Genomic DNA, 15,960 nt, shown 5'->3' on the forward strand with positions numbered 1-15,960 from the left:
CTGCGGCGCCCGTCGGCGCCGCCACTCATAAGACAAGGAGTAGACATGAGCGCGCTTTTTCTTGCCATTCCGCTGACCATTTTCGTGCTGTTTGTTCTGCCGATCTGGTTGTGGCTGCACTACAGTAACCGTTCTTCAAGGGGAGAGCTGTCGCAAAGCGAACAACAGCGCCTGGCGCAATTAACTCAGGACGCAAATAAAATGCGCGAACGTATCCAGGCGCTGGAGGCGATCCTGGATGCGGAACATCCTAACTGGAGGGATCGCTAATGGCACTGAATCTGAATAAAAAATTGTGGCGTATCCCTCAGCAGGGGATGTTGCGCGGCGTCTGCGCCGGACTGGCGCACTACCTCGACGTGCCGGTGAAACTGGTGCGTGTGGTAACGGTACTCTCCATTTTCTTTGGTCTGGCGTTTATTACCCTGGTGGCCTATATCATTTTGTCCTTCGTGCTGGATCCGATGCCGGACGGTGCGATGGGCGATGAGAATGCACCCACCAGCAGTGAATTACTGGATGCGGTGGATGCTGAGCTGTCGGCAGGCGAAAAACGTCTGCGCGAAATGGAGCGGTATGTCACCTCGGATACCTTCACGCTGCGAAGCCGTTTTCGTCAGCTTTAACTGAGAGAATTGATATGAATCAACGCTGGCAACAGGCCGGACATCGCGTCAAGCCGGGCCTGAAAATCGCAGGGAAGCTGGTATTACTGACTGCACTGCGTTACGGCCCGGCAGGCGTGGCGGGTTGGGCGATTAAATCGGTCGCCCGTAAACCCATGCGGATGCTGCTGGCGGTGGCGCTGGAGCCGATGCTGAAAAAGCTCGCCACCCGGCTTTCCGGTAAATTGAAATAGACCGCAACGGCACAGCGCTGGACGTGCCGTTGCGGCGCTTTTATTCCTTTCTCCTTATCCCCATGTCATATTTCTCATAACAATAATTCCTTCAGGCAGAAAAGGACGGCGATGAAGCGACTTAAAAATGAACTTAATTCTCTGGTGAATCGTGGGGTTGACCGTCATCTGCGCCTGGCGGTCACCGGACTGAGCCGCAGCGGCAAAACCGCCTTTATCACGGCGATGGTGAATCAACTCCTTAACCTGCATGCCGGGGCGCGCTTGCCGCTGTTGAGCGCGGTGCGCGAAGAGCGCCTGCTTGGCGTAAAGCGCGTTCCTCAGCGTGATTTTGGTATTCCCCGTTTCACCTACGACGAAGGGCTGGCCCAGCTTTACGGCACGCCGCCAACCTGGCCAACGCCCACCCGCGGGGTGAGTGAAATCCGCCTGGCGTTACGGTACCGCTCCAACGACTCGCTGCTTCGTCACTTTAAAGAGACCTCCACCCTCTATCTGGAGATTGTCGACTATCCCGGCGAATGGCTGCTCGACCTGCCGATGCTGACCCAGGACTATCTCAGCTGGTCGCGGCAGATGACGGGCCTGTTACAGGGGCCCCGCGCGGCGTGGTCCGCCCGCTGGCGCTCCCTGTGTGAGGGGCTGGATCCACTGGCACCCGCCGATGAAAACCGGCTGGCGGCCATTTCAGAAGCCTGGACCGATTATCTGCATCAATGTAAGAAAGAGGGGCTGCACTTTATCCAGCCGGGTCGCTTTGTGCTGCCGGGAGATATGGCGGGTGCCCCGGCGCTGCAATTTTTCCCGTGGCCGGACGTGGAGGCTTTTGGTGAATCGAAGCTTGCCCAGGCGGACAAACATACCAACGCCGGGATGTTGCGCGAGCGTTTCAACTACTACTGCGAAAAAGTGGTGAAGGGGTTTTACACCAACCACTTTTTACGCTTCGACCGCCAGATTGTGCTGGTGGATTGCCTCCAGCCGCTCAACAGCGGCCCTCAGGCTTTCAACGACATGCGCCTCGCGCTCACCCAACTGATGCAGAGCTTCCACTACGGGCAGCGCACGCTGTTCCGGCGTCTCTTCTCCCCGGTGATCGACAAACTGTTGTTTGCCGCCACCAAGGCGGATCACGTGACGGTGGATCAGCATGCCAATATGGTGTCGCTCCTCCAGCAGCTGGTGCAAGATGCCTGGCAGAACGCCGCCTTCGAGGGGATTAGCATGGACTGCCTGGGGCTGGCCTCGGTACAGGCTACCCAGAGCGGCCTGATTGACGTTAATGGCGAGAAGATCCCGGCGCTGCGCGGCCACCGTCTGAGCGATGGCACCCCGCTGACGGTCTACCCTGGCGAGGTTCCCGCCCGGCTGCCGGGCCAGGCATTCTGGCAAAAGCAGGGGTTTCAGTTTGAAGCCTTCCGCCCGCAGACGATGAATGTAGACCAGCCGCTGCCGCATATTCGCCTGGATGCCGCGCTGGAGTTTTTAATCGGAGATAAATTGCGATGACCGAACCCTTAAAACCGCGAATGGATTTTACCGGCACTCTGGAAGAGGAGGATCGCGAGGCCTTCAAAGCGGCACAAACGTTTGATGACGCTCAGGCCGGAAACTTCGCGCCGGTGATGACCGATATGCTCCCCGCCGAAGAAGGACAAGCCGAAGCCGTCGTCGAGGCCGCTTTGCGACCTAAACGTAGCCTGTGGCGCAAAATGGTCAGCGCGGGCCTGATGCTGGCGGGCGCTGCGGTAGTAGGGCAAGGCGTGCAGTGGGCAATCAACGCCTGGCAAACCCAGGACTGGGTGGCGCTGGGGGGATGCGCGGCAGGTGCGCTTATCGTTGGCGCGGGCGTGGGCTCTGTTGCCACCGAATGGCGCCGTTTATGGCGACTGCGCCAGCGTGCTCACGAGCGTGATGAAGCCCGGGATCTGCTGCACAGCCACGGCACCGGTAACGGACGGGCGTTTTGTGAAAAACTGGCGAAACAGGCCGGGCTCGATCAGTCTCATCCGGCGCTGCAGCGCTGGTACGCCGCCATTCACGAAACGCAAAACGACCGCGAAGTAGTGTCGCTGTATGCCCACCTCGTTCAGCCGGTGCTGGACAGCCAGGCCCGGAGGGAGATCAGCCGCTCGGCAGCCGAATCAACGCTGATGATTGCCGTCAGCCCGCTGGCGCTGGTTGATATGGCTTTTATAGCCTGGCGAAACCTGCGACTGATTAACCGCATCGCCACCCTGTACGGCATTGAACTGGGCTATTACAGCCGCTTGCGCCTGTTCCGCCTGGTGCTGCTGAACATAGCTTTCGCCGGGGCCAGTGAGCTGGTGCGCGAGGTGGGGATGGACTGGATGTCGCAGGATCTGGCCGCTCGCCTTTCGGCCCGTGCGGCGCAGGGAATTGGTGCAGGATTGCTCACCGCGCGGCTGGGGATCAAAGCGATGGAATTGTGCCGTCCACTGCCGTGGACAGCGGATGATAAACCCCGGCTGGGGGATTTCCGTCGGGAATTAATCGGCCAGTTGAAAGATACCCTCAATAAAAAACCGCAGTAAGCTCGCTTCCTCGCACAAAATTCCGTCACTATGCTCACAGGCTGTCAATATTTGTTGACAGCCATCTTCCCGATTGCAGATATCTGGCTTATCATTTCAGAGTTAATGGCTTATAGAGTGATTTTCCCATGCGTCTGGAAGTGTTTTGTAAGGACCGTCTCGGCCTGACTCGCGAGCTGCTCGATCTCCTTGTTTTGCGGAGTATTGACCTGCGCGGAATTGAGATTGACCCAATCGGGAAGATTTACCTGAATTTTGCTGAAATTGCCTTTGAAACATTCAGCAGCTTAATGGCTGAAATCCGCCGTATCGCTGGCGTTACGGATGTGCGTACCGTGCCGTGGATGCCCTCCGAGCGCGAGCACCTGGCCCTTAGCGCGCTACTCGAAGCGATGCCCGAACCCTTTTTATCCCTGGATCTGAAAGGCAAAATCGATCGGGCTAATCAGGCGAGCTGCCAGCTGTTTGCGCTGGAGCCGGAGAAACTGAGTAACCACAACGCCGCCCAGCTGATCCCCGGCTTCAATTTCCAGCGCTGGCTGGAGAGCAATCCGCGCTCGACCCACAGCGAGCATGTGATTATTAACGGGCAAAACTTCCTGATGGAGCTCACCCCGGTCTATCTGCAGGGTGACAACGACGACAGAACCCTGACCGGTTCAGTGATCATGCTGCGCTCAACGGTCCGTATGGGGCGTCAACTGCAAAACCTGTCGAGCCAGGATACGGGCGCCTTCAGCCAGATTATTGCCGTCAGCCCGAAAATGCGTCACGTGGTGGAGCAGGCGCGTAAGCTGGCGAACCTTGCCGCGCCGCTGCTGATCACCGGCGACACCGGCACCGGCAAAGATCTGCTGGCCCATGCGGTACATCAGGCGGGGCCGCGGGCGAGCAAACCTTACCTGGCGTTGAACTGCGCCTCTATCCCTGAAGATGCCGTCGAAAGCGAGCTGTTTGGCCACGCGCCGGAAGGCAAAAAAGGCTTCTTTGAGCAGGCCAACGGCGGCTCGGTGCTGCTGGATGAGATTGGCGAAATGTCACCGCGGATGCAGGCCAAACTGCTGCGTTTCCTCAATGACGGCACCTTCCGCCGGGTAGGGGAAGATCATGAGGTGCATGTGGACGTGCGCGTCATCTGCGCCACCCAGAAGAACCTGGTGGAGCTGGTGCAGAAGGGGATGTTCCGGGAAGATCTCTATTATCGTCTCAACGTGCTGACCCTCAATATTCCGCCGCTGCGCGATTGCCCCCAGGACATCATGCCGTTGACCGAGCTGTTTGTGGCGCGCTTTGCCGATGAGCAGGGTATCCCAAGACCGAAGTTCTCAGCCGATCTGAATACGGTTCTTACCCGTTACGGCTGGCCGGGGAATATTCGTCAGCTGAAAAATGCGATCTATCGTGCCCTGACCCAGCTTGAAGGCTATGAGCTGCGGCCGCAGGATATCTTATTGCCGGACTACGACGCCGGAACGGTGGCGGTAGGGGAAGAGGCGATGGAAGGATCGCTGGATGACATTACCAGCCGCTTTGAACGCTCGGTGCTGACACAGCTGTATCGTAACTATCCCAGCACCCGCAAGCTGGCGAAACGGTTAGGCGTGTCTCACACCGCTATCGCCAACAAGCTGCGCGAATATGGTCTGAGCCAGAAGAAAGGTGACGAGTAGCGCCTGTCAGTACATAAGTGAAGCGGCAGGCATTCGGCCCGCCGCTTGAGGGGTTATGGCACCACGTTGACAATCACGCGCTTGTAGCGGGTTAAGCGCGGCGTGCCATGATCGGTCACGGCCAGAATGATATGCATCGTACCTGTTCCCGGTGGCATCACCCGGGCATCGGTGACATCGAACCAGGCCTTTGGCTGGTAGCGTTTTTAATGTCTAACATGACCCCGGTGGCCGCATTTGATAATACGCGCGTTCCCGCCTCTGCATAGACAAACCATTCATAGGAGAGGGCATCACCGTCGGGATCGGAGGAGCCCATTGCGCTGAGCTCCACCCGCTGCCCTTTTTTCACCGTCAGGGTGGCAGGGTGATCGAGTTTTGGTACCGGGGGATGATTGGCCTCACTGTAGGGCTTGATGGTCCAGTCCATTCGGGCGGCAAAGTCATTTTGATAAGCCCCACGCCAGCGCCAGATTGTCGCATGGTTAGTGGTGTGCCAGCGATTATCAAAGCCCAGCACTTCATCCTGCGCATTGGTCCAAATCGGTCGCGTCTCCTGGGCCATAAACCAACGCTCTTTATGCGGCGTATAGAGCTCGTAACGACCGCCCCAGCCACCCCAGTCAGGATGTTCAGGATCGGACAAGCCATTATGAATGAGATTCAAAAATGATGGCGTGTCCCCCTCCATCATAAACTTCCAGCGCGGGTACTCTGCCCCTAAGGGGCCTTTGCTGCGCACATTTTTATCCAGCCATTCGTTGGTTACCAGCTGATAATCCGCCCCGGCGAAACGGCCATGGAAATAGTCACCGCCGATGCCAATCCAGGTGGCGTGGTGAAAACCGCCCCCGGCGTTTTGCCCTGGGGAGACGATGCAAAACAGTGACGGGAACATTTTGCGGATCCAGGGACCGCTGTCGTCCTGATCGGAGATGGCGTAGACGCGAAGTCTGGAAACAAACTTTTCAAGCTCTTCAGGCGTACGGGTATGACGTACTTTCCATAGCGCCTGCGCAAGCACATTCGGGCCACCCCAGACCGTCACCCATAGTGGCCGATCGTCCTGACGGTCTACGGCCTTAATGAGCAGTTCCGATCCTGTCGAGTCTTTGCCTTCACCCACTGCGGCCATATTGTGGACTGGCAAGCCCTGAGCCACCACCTTAAGCAGATCGTCCGCAAGCGGAAAACCGGGCTCATGTTTTTCAAGGTTGTCGCGAACTAATCCGTAACCTTTGATGATATCGATGATGCGTTGTGGTTCTACCTGGTCTTTATTTTTGCCGGTAGAGGTGGCGACAAGGCCTTCAATGTTCACCTGGTTAGCGTAGGTCATCAGACGCACCATTGACATCTGGTCATCGGGATCGTCACCGATATCGGTTAACACGAACAGACGTTGTTTGCTCTCTTTTACATCAGGTGTTGATGGCTTCAGCCGTTCGATACGAGACGCAAAGTCAGCCAGATAGATCGCCCGCCACTGATTGATGGTTTTGATACCCTGCTGCGGGCCAAAAGGCGGTACGTCCTCGCTTAACGCGGGATCAGGATTGTCGGTCCACCAGTTTGGATAGCGGCCAGAGGGCTGCGTGGCCCGTAAAGCCGCAGGGGACGCTGAGGTAAAGCTGCCGCCAACCGGGTCTTGCAGACCGGCCCAGTTAGATTCAATGGTGTACTTCCACGTCTGGGATGCTTTCGGGACGAAACGGAAGTGCCACGTCCCGTCAGCTGCTGCGAAGCCCGGGAAACGATCGCTTTTGTTCCCGGAGGCTGGCACGACCAGATTTGCGGTAGTCCCCGCCGGCGCCTGCCCTTTGGGATGAACGATCAGCTCAACCAGGCCATAGGTTTCCACCACGTCGGAGGCGGTTGGCCTGCCTTTGAAGGTGTACAGAGGGCGATCCCATGCCCGCACAAACCGTCCACCGCCTTTGCTTTCTTGTTGAGGATCGTCGGGATTGGGCCCAAGGATATAAGCCACCGACGGCGTATCGCCCATCTTTAATTGACCCTCTCCGTAAGAATTAAAGAAATCGCCCAGCGCGCCGTGGCCTTTTAAATGCGTAGCCACAAAGGTCGCGCCGTCGAGACCGTTGGTTTGATCACCTCCCGTGAACCAGCCCCGATAGGTGGAATTGTTTTCAATGATGTGCAGATCCGGGTGATGGCGAACAATATAATTGTATGCGGACGTCGACCACTTCTTGTTCGGGCCACCGATATAGTAGACGCGGATTTTTTGCTTGATGGTTGGGTCGTCATGAAGCGCCTGCGCCAGGTCGTCAATCCCTCCCCAGATCAGGATCCACAGCGGCCGGGGATCGGGGCGTTTTGCCGCTTCAATGATCAGTTTTGAGGCATCAGTGGGCTGACTAAAGCCTTCGGGCGGCGCGGAATCCATCCCGCCTTGTCGGGTAATGGAACGCAGGTAATCCGGGGTCGGGTAATCACTGGACCAGCTTTTCAGATTCGGATAATCCTGTTCATACCGATCGATAGTCTTCAGAATTTCCGTCGCACGGTTTCGTACCGGCCCCCACGGCGAGGAGAGCAGGCCTTCGAGCTGCATCGCATCTGCGTACAGCAGCAGGTGGACCAGCGACTGGTAATCGTCAAAATCGGTCCCGCCGATGTCCGTTGAGACAATCACCCGCGGTTTAGCGGCCACAATGTTATTTTCCGGGCTGACTGCTGCGCGGACCTGGTTGAACGATTCATGCGCGACAACCAGTAAGAGCAACGTCAGCGACAGGAAAAGAGTTTTTCCGTTTATTTGCAATTTCATAGCAGAGACATTTCCTCCAGAGGTTTTTATTTTTTTGCACTTCAGGAACGGAAAACAGCCTGGCATAACTCTGCTGCAAAATCGGTTTATGATTTTTCTAAATGGTTAAATTACTCTTTAATAACATTAAGTTAAGGGCAGTAATATCTTTACAGCCATCGTTCGGCTTATGATAGGGTGATATTTCCTCTCTATATTCAGGGATCACGATATGGCGTCGCGAAAGCATGACATGTTTCGGGTGGCACTGATGCTGAAGGCCAAAGGGCGCTATGGCAGGAGCATCATTGAAGGAATATGCGAGTACATGAAATCGACCCGCATCCACTGGGATTTCCTGCTGGAAGAGGATTTCCGCTCATCCCCGGCCAGCCTGCTCGAATGGAAAGGGGATGGCGTCATTGCGGATTTCGACGATCCTCTGTTGACATCGCTACTGACGAAGGTAGAGATGCCGGTGGTGGGAATTGGCGGCTCCTGGCAGTTGAGCAGCCCAACGATCCGCTCTCTTCCTTACGTGGCGTCGGATAACGTTGAGCTGGTGAGGCAGGCGTATCAACATCTCATCGACATGGGCCTTCCGCGCTTTGCCTGTTACTCCATTGAGCCGACAATTATGAACCCCTGGGCGGTGGAACGGGCAAACGCCTTTCGCCAGTTTGTAGAGGCGGACGGGCATCAGGCCGAGATCTTTGAAGGCATTCCGACACACGCTTTGGTGTGGCATAACATCCTTGAGGATCTGGCCCGGTGGTTGGGTACGCTTCCTAAGCCTGTTGGTATCATCGCAGTAACGGATTCTCGCGCCAGACAAGTGCTGCAGGCGTGTTCCATTGCGGGTTATGCCGTGCCGGAAGAGATCGCTATTATCGGCATAGATGATGATCCGTTGTTGCGCAGCCTCAGTCGCATCGCAATCAGTTCGGTTGCGCAGGGTACTCATCAGATGGGACGCACCGCCGCGGAGATGCTGCACCGGCAGCTGACGGGTACACCGCTGCGTGAAAAACATGTCATGGTCGGGCCTGAAGGCGTGAATGCCCAGGCGTCTACCCGACACAGCGTTATAATGAATACCTATATTTTGCGCGCCCGCTACTTCATCCGCCAGTTCGGAACCCAGGGGATCAAGGCCGCCCAGGTTGCAGAGCACGTAGGCTGTTCCCGCGCGACCCTGGACATGCACTTTATGCGTACCCTCGGAAAGACGTTGCATGACGAATTACTGAGCTTCAGACTCGAGCGCTCAAAAAATTTGCTGCGGGAGACGCAACTGAGTTATGCCGATGTGGCTATGCAGAGCGGATTTACGTCACTTCAGTATATGTATTCTGTCTATCGTCGGGAGATGGGGTGTACGCCGGTAGAGTATCGAAAGGAAGGTGACGAGGTATATGAGAACTTGTCAAATGAATGACATGAGCCGATGCTGTACAGGCTCATGTCATTTTTGCCGTTACGCCTTCAGCGATTCCAGCGCAGCAGCATAGTCTGGCTCGGTGGTGATTTCATTCACCAGGTGGCTGAATACGACGGTGTCATTTTCGTCGATCACCACAACTGCACGTGCAGCCAGGCCTTTCAGTGCGCCTTCAGAGATGCCCACGCCATACTGCTCCAGGAATTCCGGGTTGCGCAGGGTAGACAGAGTGATAACGTTGCTCAGACCTTCAGCACCGCAGAAACGGGACTGAGCGAACGGCAGGTCGGCAGAGATGCACAGCACAACGGTGTTGTCCACTTCGGTCGCCAGCTGGTTGAATTTACGTACAGACGCGGCGCACACGCCGGTATCAATGCTTGGGAAAATGTTTAGCACTTTACGCTTGCCGGCAAACTGGCTCAGCACGACGTCAGACAGATCTTTTGCCACGAGCGTAAACGCCTGCGCTTTGCTGCCTTTCTGAGGAATGGATCCTGCAACAGAAACCGGGTTGCCCTGGAAATGAACGAGTTGTGACATAGTTATCTTCCTGTTTACATATAGTTAACGTCGCCGTTAGTGTATGTCATCAGCCGATAGCACAGCAAACCCTATTTGCGCGAAGCCGCTATACAGGAGTGAGTGATGAGAACCCTCAAGGTTTACGAAGAAGCCTGGCCACTGCATACGCCGTTTGTGATCTCCCGCGGAACCCGGAGCGAGGCCTGTGTAGTGGTGGTTGAGATAGAGGAAGAGGGTGTCAAAGGGGTGGGGGAGTGCACGCCTTATCCCCGGTATGGCGAAAGCATCGCCTCGGTAATGGCGCAGATCACGGCGCTGGCGCCTGAACTGGAGCGCGGCCTTACCCGGGAAGCGCTACAGACGTTATTGCCTGCCGGTGCCGCACGCAACGCGGTGGACAGCGCCCTGTGGGATTTAGCCGCCCGTCAACAGGGGATCTCTCTGGCGGCGCTGGCGGGCGTGACGCTGCCGCAGACGCTGGTCACCGCGCAAACGGTGGTCATCGGTGAGCCCGCGCAGATGGCCGCCAGTGCCAAAGCGCTCTATGACGCCGGGGCGCGCCTGCTGAAGGTGAAGCTGGATGATCGTCTGATCAGCGAGCGGATGGTCGCCATTCGCGGGGCCGTGCCGCAGGCGACGCTTATCGTCGACGCCAACGAATCCTGGCACAGCGAAGGACTGGCTGCCCGCTGCCAGCTGCTGGCGGATCTGGATGTCGCCATGCTCGAACAACCTTTGCCCGCGGGTGAGGACGCCGCACTGGCGAACTTTATTCATCCGCTGCCCATCTGCGCCGATGAGAGCTGCCACACCCGGGAGAGCCTGGCGGATCTGCAAGGGCGTTACGATATGGTCAATATTAAGCTGGATAAAACCGGCGGCATCACCGAAGCGCTCTCCCTTGCCGCCGAGGCGCGTCAAAGTGGTTTTTCACTGATGCTCGGCTGTATGCTCTGCACCTCGCGAGCGATCGGTGCCGCACTGCCGCTGGCAAATGAGGTGAAGTTTGCCGATCTCGATGGTCCTACCTGGCTCGCCGTGGATGTCTCTCCGGCGCTGCAATACAGCACCGGCGTGGTTCATCTCTGAGGTTCCCAGCGCAACAGATCGGTCATCGCTTTCAGGTATTTCTCGCTGGCCTCGTCGGAGGAGATCGGCGGGAATTCAGCGGTGATGCAGTGCAGGCTCAAATCGGCACACCAGCTGCCGAATGAGCCTGGCGTCTCATAGCCGACGCTGGTGACCAGCGGCAGTGAAAAGGCATCTGCCAGCCAGCGCCCAAGGGCCGTGTGGGCGGGATCTTCAATGCAGGCCAGCGGATCGTGAAACGAGACAACCCAGGCCGGATGCAGTTTGTGGATCAGATGACACAGTGCCTGGGTTTCCGGCTCTGAACCGGGCTTGTCCCCCGTCAGCAACACCACGTCCCGATCTTCGGCGGAGCTGTTCCAGCGGTAGACCGTCTCCCCTTCCCGCCAGTTGGCCGCCGGGAAGTTACGGTTTAAATCCACGCCACGGGCATTGGCGCGTAATCCCAACTGGCAGCCGTCCGGGTTAACGGTTAATACCACATGGTGGCGGCGCAGCGCCGGGGACAGGGTACGCAGGGCGCATGATAGGGTCACAATCGAAGAATTTTCATCTCCGTGGGTTCCGGCAATGATCAGGCCGCTGTTGCGATCGGCCTGCGGGGCAGGGAACCAGATTAAGGGGGCGCCGAGGTATGAGCGGCCATAATGTTCGGTCCCGGGCGGGAAAGCGCCACGTTCCGTTCTTGGGCGGGTAAGTGACATAGACGTTCCTGAATCAGATTGTATTACTGGCAGTGTTGTGCAAAAAACACGGTTAATCAAATAGTTTCACACAGGGGATAAAACCGGCAGATATCAACTTTCCAATGGAAGTTGTTTGCATTTCACTGTTCTGAAACAAATAATTACCCATCTGCTCGTACCCATCATTTCAAAGGGGATCTCATGAAGCATCCGGTTTCGTTGATCTGTTCTGCCTTATTGTTGTGTGGCCTCTCTTCTTACGCCTTCGCGGCGGATGTTCCCCCCGGGACAACCCTGGCATCCAAACAGGAGCTGGTGCGTCATATCAAAGATGAACCTGCCTCGCTTGATCCCGCTAAAGCGGTTGGCTTGCCTGAAATTCAGGTGATACGCGATCTGTTCGAGGGGCTCGTGAATCAAAACGAAAAGGGCGAACTGGTGCCAGGCGTAGCGACCCGTTGGCAGAGTAATGATAACCGCGTCTGGACTTTCACCCTGCGCGAAAACGCGCAATGGTCTGACGGCACCCCCGTCACTGCCCAGGATTTTGTCTACAGCTGGCAGCGTCTGGTGGATCCCAAAACGACCTCGCCTTTCGCCTGGTTTGCGGCCCTCGCCGGAATCGTTAACGCGCAGGCGATCATCGACGGTAAGGCAACGCCGGATAAACTGGGCGTAACGGCAGTGGATAGCCGAACCCTGCGCGTGCAGCTCGATAAACCCCTGCCGTGGTTTGCCAATCTGACGGCGAGCTTCGCCTTCTATCCGGTACAAAAAGCGAATGTGGAGAGCAGCCCGGAGTGGACTCGTCCTGGGGCGCTGGTAGGTAACGGTGCGTATATCCTGAAAGACCGGGTGGTCAACGAGAAGCTGGTGGTTGAGCGAAACAGCCATTACTGGGATAACGACAAAACCGTTCTGCAGAAAGTGACTTTTATCCCGATCAACCAGGAGTCGTCTGCCACCAAGCGCTATCTGGCGAACGATATCGACATCACCGAGTCATTCCCGAAAAATCTTTATCAGAAACTGATGAAGGACATTCCGGGGCAGGTCTATACTCCGCCGCAGCTGGGTACTTATTATTACGCCTTTAACACCCAGAAAGGCCCGACCGCGGATGCGAGAGTGCGTCTGGCGCTCAGCATGACCATCGACCGGCGCATCATGGCTGAAAAAGTACTGGGTACCGGCGAAAAACCCGCATGGCACTTCACGCCGGACGTGACCGCAGGTTTTACCCCTGAGCCATCGCCGTTTGAGCAGATGAGCCAGGAAGAGATGAATGCGCAGGCCAAAACGCTGTTGCAGGCGGCAGGCTACAATGCGCAGAAACCGCTGAAGCTGACGCTGCTGTATAACACCTCAGAGAACCACCAGAAGATTGCTATCGCGGTGGCGTCTATGTGGAAAAAGAACCTGGGAGTGGATGTGAAGCTGCAGAACCAGGAGTGGAAAACCTATATCGACAGCCGAAACACCGGTAATTTCGATGTGATCCGCGCCTCGTGGGTAGGTGACTACAATGAGCCGTCAACCTTCCTCTCCCTGCTGACCTCAACGCATACTGGCAACATCTCGCGTTTCAACGATCCGGCGTATGACAAGGTGATTAACCAGGCATCCCTGGAGACCACCGAGCAGGCCCGCAATGCGGATTACAATACCGCTGAAAAAATCATTGCGGAAAAAGCCCCGATTGCGCCGATCTACCAGTACACCAACGGGCGGTTAATCAAGCCGTGGGTGAAAGGCTATCCGATTAACAACCCGGAAGATGTGGCGTACAGCCGCACGATGTATATCGTGAAGCACTAAGCGGTACCGTACGATAGTGCTCTCTCAGTAAATGGCGCGACATCAGGCGCCATTTTTTTTGCCCGCAATTTCATATTCTGCCTGCCTCTGTCTCAGTTTTATTCATTATGATTATTTCTGATATTGATGGATATATAAAGCCATATAGAAATGACTGCCTGCTATTCTTATAAAACGGCGGGATTCATAATTCTCGTTGATTTGCTAAAAAAGAATAATGGAATATAAATATAATATACAATCCTCTTAGGGGATGGTTTTTATTTATTGGCTGGCGGCAAGTCTTGTTTTTAATATACCGTGGTCAGATAATGGTACTTGCAATTAGCGGTACCTGTAATTCTGTAGATAAACGCTAATTTTGGAGTAATAGTTAGTTGATCCATTGTAATTATTTGTTCTACTATCTCACTCGCGAATAAACATGATTTAACTCTATAACTATTCCTTAAGGAAAAGGGACCGCTATGGCTGATTCTTTCCAGAATGAAGTGCCGAAGGCACGAATAAATTTAAAATTGGCTCTCCACACCGGTGGCGCACAGAAGAAAGTTGAATTACCCCTTAAGATTCTGACGGTTGGGGATTTCAGTAACGGTAAAGAAACCCGTGTGTTATCTGAACGTGAAAAAATTAACGTCAATAAAAGCAACTTTGACAGCGTACTTTCGGAATTTAACCCGGAGATTAATCTCTCCGTACAAAATACGCTCACTGTCGACGGTGAAGAAGAAAATATCCGCCTGCAGTTTTCCTGCATGAAAGACTTCGAACCTGAACAGGTTGCCCGTCAGATCCCTCAACTCCGCGCTATGCTGGCCATGCGTAATTTATTACGCGATCTCAAATCCAATCTGCTGGATAACGCCACTTTCAGAAAAGAACTCGAGAAAATTCTTAAGGATCCGGCGCTGACTCAGGAATTACGTAACGAAATGAGTGCGCTTGCCCCGAAATAATGTGTGGATGTCTCTTTTAATGGATTAACCGGGAATATGCTGATGTCTTTAAATACTGAAAATGGCTCTGCTCAGGGGCAAACTACTGTACTGGAAAAAGAGGGTGTGTATGCCTCTCTGTTTGAAAAAATCAATCTGACTCCGGCTTCCAGCCTGGGCGATATTAATGCGTTTCTGGATGATGCCGCGCTGGCTGATGCGTCAGCAGGTGAACGTCTGACTGCGGCGATGCAGGTGTTTATGGACTGCATCCGCCGTTCCGGACAACAGGTGGAAAAGCTCGACAAAACGCTGATTGACCACCATATCGCTGAACTCGATTTTCAGATCAGCCGCCAGCTCGATGCGGTGATGCACCATAAAGAGTTCCAGAAAGTGGAATCCCTGTGGCGTGGCCTGAAACAGCTGGTGGATAACACAGACTATCGCCAGAATGTGAAAACCGAAATTCTGGATGTTTCAAAAGACGCTCTGCGCCAGGACTTTGAAGACGCGCCGGAGCTCATTCAGAGCGGGCTTTACTGGCACACCTATACCGCCGAATACGACACCCCGGGCGGTGAACCGATTGGCTCGGTGATATCGGCTTATGAGTTTGACGCCAGCCCGCAGGACGTGGCGCTGTTACGCAACATCTCCAAAGTGTCTGCCGCGGCGCATATGCCGTTTATCGGCTCCGTCGGCCCGAAGTTCTTCCTGAAAGAGTCGATGGAAGAGGTTGCTGCGATCAAAGATATCGGCAACTACTTCGACCGCGCCGAGTACATCAAGTGGAAATCGTTCCGCGACACCGACGATGCCCGCTATATCGGCCTGGTAATGCCGCGGGTGCTGGGGCGTCTGCCGTATGGTCCGGACACCGTGCCGGTGCGCAGTTTCAACTATGTTGAGCAGGTGAAAGGCCCGGATCACGAGAAATACCTCTGGACCAGCGCGTCATTCTCCTTCGCCTCCAATATGGTGAAAAGCTTCATCAACAACGGCTGGTGCGTACAGATCCGTGGCCCACAGGCGGGCGGGGCGGTGAAAGATCTGCCGATCCACCTGTACGATCTCGGCACCGGCAACCAGGTGAAAATCCCGTCTGAGGTGATGATCCCGGAGACCCGCGAATTTGAGTTTGCGAATCTCGGTTTCATCCCACTGTCGTATTACAAAAACCGCGACTACGCCTGCTTCTTCTCGGCGAACTCCACCCAGAAACCAGCCCTGTACGACACCGCCGATGCGACCGCCAACAGCCGCATCAACGCACGGCTGCCCTATATCTTCCTGTTGTCACGCATTGCTCACTACCTGAAGCTGATTCAGCGCGAAAACATCGGTACGACGAAAGATCGCCGTCTGCTTGAGCTGGAACTCAACACCTGGGTACGCGGTCTGGTAACAGAAATGACCGATCCTGGCGACGAGCTTCAGGCATCGCATCCGCTGCGCGACGCGAAGGTAGTGGTGGAAGACATCGAGGACAACCCGGGCTTCTTCCGCGAGCGGTTGTACGCCGTGCCACACTTCCAGGTGGAAGGCATGGACGTGAATCTGTCGCTGGTGAGCCAGATGCCGAAAGCGAAAGCATAAGGCGGGAGCA

15 protein-coding genes are annotated in these 15,960 nt (G+C 55.5%); 11 read left to right on the forward strand and 4 right to left on the reverse strand.

The genetic code is table 11. From position 1 onward, the window contains the following. Positions 1-45: 45 nt before the first annotated feature. From pspB to tyrR, 6 genes are all read left to right on the forward strand, one after another. Positions 46-270 (forward strand): envelope stress response membrane protein PspB, encoded by a 225-nt coding sequence (pspB, locus tag DVA44_RS10570; RefSeq protein WP_103179865.1) that lies wholly within the window; start codon positions 46-48, stop codon positions 268-270. Beyond that, entirely contained in the window at positions 270-626 is a 357-nt protein-coding gene (gene pspC / locus DVA44_RS10575; RefSeq protein WP_114314749.1) for an envelope stress response membrane protein PspC, read from the forward strand. The genes pspB and pspC overlap by 1 nt, the downstream gene beginning before the upstream one ends. A gap of 14 nt (positions 627-640) precedes the next feature. Then, the gene (gene pspD, locus DVA44_RS10580) at positions 641-859 is read left to right on the forward strand and encodes a phage shock protein PspD (RefSeq protein ID WP_114314750.1); all 219 of its coding nucleotides are present in this window, start codon (positions 641-643) and stop codon (positions 857-859) included. Positions 860-970: 111 nt separating this feature from the next. Further along, entirely contained in the window at positions 971-2,368 is a 1,398-nt protein-coding gene (locus DVA44_RS10585) for a YcjX family protein (protein ID WP_114314751.1), read from the forward strand. Beyond that, on the forward strand, positions 2,365-3,414 hold the full coding sequence (locus DVA44_RS10590; RefSeq protein WP_114386676.1) for a YcjF family protein: 1,050 nt from the start codon (positions 2,365-2,367) through the stop codon (positions 3,412-3,414). Before DVA44_RS10585 ends, DVA44_RS10590 begins: the two co-directional genes overlap by 4 nt. A gap of 128 nt (positions 3,415-3,542) precedes the next feature. Continuing rightward, a complete protein-coding gene (gene tyrR / locus DVA44_RS10595; RefSeq protein WP_114314753.1) occupies positions 3,543-5,084 on the forward strand; it encodes a transcriptional regulator TyrR in 1,542 nt (513 codons plus the stop codon). 53 nt (positions 5,085-5,137) lie between these two features. Here the strand turns inward: tyrR and DVA44_RS26235 are convergent, their stop codons facing one another. After that, positions 5,138-5,242, reverse strand: a complete 105-nt coding sequence (locus tag DVA44_RS26235) for a hypothetical protein (protein WP_371413852.1) — start codon at positions 5,240-5,242, stop codon at positions 5,138-5,140. Beyond that, positions 5,242-7,875, reverse strand: a complete 2,634-nt coding sequence (locus DVA44_RS25875) for a nucleoside hydrolase-like domain-containing protein (RefSeq protein ID WP_210405532.1) — start codon at positions 7,873-7,875, stop codon at positions 5,242-5,244. The genes DVA44_RS26235 and DVA44_RS25875 overlap by 1 nt, the downstream gene beginning before the upstream one ends. A gap of 211 nt (positions 7,876-8,086) precedes the next feature. Between DVA44_RS25875 and DVA44_RS10610 the strand changes: the two genes are divergently transcribed. Next, the gene (locus DVA44_RS10610) at positions 8,087-9,292 is read left to right on the forward strand and encodes a DNA-binding transcriptional regulator (RefSeq protein ID WP_210405533.1); all 1,206 of its coding nucleotides are present in this window, start codon (positions 8,087-8,089) and stop codon (positions 9,290-9,292) included. Positions 9,293-9,331: 39 nt separating this feature from the next. Here DVA44_RS10610 and tpx read toward each other — a convergent pair whose 3' ends face one another. Then, positions 9,332-9,838 carry a thiol peroxidase gene (gene tpx / locus DVA44_RS10615; RefSeq protein WP_103179860.1) on the reverse strand — a complete coding sequence of 169 codons (507 nt, stop codon included), beginning with the start codon at positions 9,836-9,838 and terminating at the stop codon, positions 9,332-9,334. A 105-nt stretch (positions 9,839-9,943) separates the two neighbouring features. Between tpx and ycjG the strand changes: the two genes are divergently transcribed. Beyond that, on the forward strand, positions 9,944-10,909 hold the full coding sequence (gene ycjG / locus DVA44_RS10620; protein WP_114386678.1) for an L-Ala-D/L-Glu epimerase: 966 nt from the start codon (positions 9,944-9,946) through the stop codon (positions 10,907-10,909). Here the strand turns inward: ycjG and mpaA are convergent. After that, positions 10,900-11,613, reverse strand: a complete 714-nt coding sequence (gene mpaA / locus DVA44_RS10625; protein WP_114386680.1) for a murein tripeptide amidase MpaA — start codon at positions 11,611-11,613, stop codon at positions 10,900-10,902. The two genes, ycjG and mpaA, sit on opposite strands and share 10 nt — an antisense overlap. A gap of 183 nt (positions 11,614-11,796) precedes the next feature. On the opposite strand from mpaA, the gene DVA44_RS10630 reads away from it, so the two are divergent. The 3 genes from DVA44_RS10630 to tssC all read left to right on the forward strand — a co-directional run bounded on the left by DVA44_RS10630 (position 11,797) and on the right by tssC (position 15,950). Beyond that, entirely contained in the window at positions 11,797-13,413 is a 1,617-nt protein-coding gene (locus tag DVA44_RS10630) for an ABC transporter substrate-binding protein (protein WP_114386682.1), read from the forward strand. 467 nt (positions 13,414-13,880) lie between these two features. Then, entirely contained in the window at positions 13,881-14,372 is a 492-nt protein-coding gene (tssB, locus tag DVA44_RS10635; RefSeq protein WP_114386684.1) for a type VI secretion system contractile sheath small subunit, read from the forward strand. 42 nt (positions 14,373-14,414) lie between these two features. After that, the gene (gene tssC, locus DVA44_RS10640) at positions 14,415-15,950 is read left to right on the forward strand and encodes a type VI secretion system contractile sheath large subunit (RefSeq protein WP_114388402.1); all 1,536 of its coding nucleotides are present in this window, start codon (positions 14,415-14,417) and stop codon (positions 15,948-15,950) included. Positions 15,951-15,960 lie beyond the last annotated feature (10 nt).

The organism is Leclercia sp. W17 (genome assembly GCF_003336325.1).
Classification (GTDB): domain Bacteria; phylum Pseudomonadota; class Gammaproteobacteria; order Enterobacterales; family Enterobacteriaceae; genus Enterobacter.

Coding starts and splice junctions, on each gene's coding strand:
- tssB (WP_114386684.1), top strand. CDS start 13,881: ATGGCTGATTCTTTCCAGAATGAAGTGCCGAAGGCACGAATAAATTTA.
- DVA44_RS10610 (WP_210405533.1), top strand. CDS start 8,087: ATGGCGTCGCGAAAGCATGACATGTTTCGGGTGGCACTGATGCTGAAG.
- mpaA (WP_114386680.1), bottom strand. CDS start 11,613: ATGTCACTTACCCGCCCAAGAACGGAACGTGGCGCTTTCCCGCCCGGG.
- tpx (WP_103179860.1), bottom strand. CDS start 9,838: ATGTCACAACTCGTTCATTTCCAGGGCAACCCGGTTTCTGTTGCAGGA.
- pspC (WP_114314749.1), top strand. CDS start 270: ATGGCACTGAATCTGAATAAAAAATTGTGGCGTATCCCTCAGCAGGGG.
- tyrR (WP_114314753.1), top strand. CDS start 3,543: ATGCGTCTGGAAGTGTTTTGTAAGGACCGTCTCGGCCTGACTCGCGAG.
- DVA44_RS10630 (WP_114386682.1), top strand. CDS start 11,797: ATGAAGCATCCGGTTTCGTTGATCTGTTCTGCCTTATTGTTGTGTGGC.
- ycjG (WP_114386678.1), top strand. CDS start 9,944: ATGAGAACCCTCAAGGTTTACGAAGAAGCCTGGCCACTGCATACGCCG.
- DVA44_RS10590 (WP_114386676.1), top strand. CDS start 2,365: ATGACCGAACCCTTAAAACCGCGAATGGATTTTACCGGCACTCTGGAA.
- DVA44_RS26235 (WP_371413852.1), bottom strand. CDS start 5,242: ATGCCACCGGGAACAGGTACGATGCATATCATTCTGGCCGTGACCGAT.
- pspD (WP_114314750.1), top strand. CDS start 641: ATGAATCAACGCTGGCAACAGGCCGGACATCGCGTCAAGCCGGGCCTG.
- pspB (WP_103179865.1), top strand. CDS start 46: ATGAGCGCGCTTTTTCTTGCCATTCCGCTGACCATTTTCGTGCTGTTT.
- DVA44_RS25875 (WP_210405532.1), bottom strand. CDS start 7,875: ATGAAATTGCAAATAAACGGAAAAACTCTTTTCCTGTCGCTGACGTTG.
- tssC (WP_114388402.1), top strand. CDS start 14,415: ATGTCTTTAAATACTGAAAATGGCTCTGCTCAGGGGCAAACTACTGTA.
- DVA44_RS10585 (WP_114314751.1), top strand. CDS start 971: ATGAAGCGACTTAAAAATGAACTTAATTCTCTGGTGAATCGTGGGGTT.